The following is a 1,047-nucleotide window of genomic DNA, read 5'->3' as shown; positions in this document are numbered from 1 at the left end:
CTAGAGCAACGTGCATTCAGACGTATCCGGCGGCTTTAAAGTAGTTTTGGCATTCTGTGGGTGAGTAAAGTGTGCAGATATCGCCGATGGCCTTCCAGAGGGCGTCGATGGTTCGGATTGCTCGTGCCCTGAGGAGCGACTTCAGCTTCGAGAAGGCCATCTCGATGGGATTGAGATCGGGGCTGTAGGGCGGCAGGAACAGCATCCATGCACCACGCGCCCTGATGGCGGCCTCGGCCTTTGGGCTCTTGTGGGCGGCCAGATTGTCGAGGATGACGACGTCGCCTTCAGACAGTGTCGGGGCGAGCTGGGTCTCGACATAAACCTCGAAGATGCGCCGGTTCATCGGTCTGTCCACCACGAAGGGCGCGGTCAGGCCGAAGTACCTGAGGCCAGCGATGAAGGTCTGGGTCTTCCAATGTCCGAACGGTGCTTTCGAGCGCAGCCGCTGACCCTTCGGGCATCGGCCGCGCAGGCGGGTCATCTTCGTCGTCGTACCAGTCTCATCGAGGAAGACGAACCGATGCGGCTCAAGGCGCATCCTCGGCTGGCGCCTGGCTATCCACGCCTCGCGTGCGGCTGCGACGTCCGGGCGATCCTGTTCGCTGGCCAGCAGCGTTTTTTTTGAAGCGGTAGCCCGCGCGGATCAACCAGCGCGAGATAGAGGACGCAGCAACGACGGTGCCCCGATCGGCCAGTTCAGCTGCCAGTTCCGGCATGGTGATGTCGTCCTTCTCAGCCACGCGTCGTATCAGGAAGTCCCTGTGCGGATCGAGCTTGGAATAGCGCCAGCCACCTCCGGGCTTCGCCTCAAGGCTGCCGGTCGCGCGAAACGCTGCCATCAGCTTCACGACGAAGGAGACCGACACCCCGAAACGCGCCGCAGCCGCATGACGCGACCCGCCACCGTCGACGAACCGTGCAACACGCTCTCGAAGATCAAGCGAATAGGATCTCGTCATCGCAAATCACCTCCGACCGAAGTGAATCACGAAATTCCAGTCGAAGGAATCCCTTTCGATTCAGTCTGAATGCTCGGCGCTCTAG

The 1,047-nt window shown here is 61.0% G+C and carries 1 protein-coding gene; it reads right to left on the bottom strand.

Going from position 1 to position 1,047, the window contains the following annotated elements:
- Window positions 1–16 precede the first annotated feature (16 nt).
- Window positions 17–962, bottom strand: a protein-coding gene (locus FHT84_RS31270) for an IS630 family transposase (protein ID WP_113251106.1) whose coding sequence is annotated in 2 segments (ribosomal slippage) — window positions 17–625 and window positions 627–962 — 945 coding nt in all. Because the reading frame shifts where the segments join, the coding sequence is not laid out codon by codon here.
- Window positions 963–1,047 lie beyond the last annotated feature (85 nt).

Origin of the sequence: Rhizobium sp. BK289 (genome assembly GCF_014193575.1) — a bacterium.
In the GTDB taxonomy this organism is placed as follows: domain Bacteria; phylum Pseudomonadota; class Alphaproteobacteria; order Rhizobiales; family Rhizobiaceae; genus Rhizobium; species Rhizobium tropici_C.
Note: the sequence above shows the minus strand (reverse complement) of the source record. Positions and strands in the feature narration are given on the sequence as shown.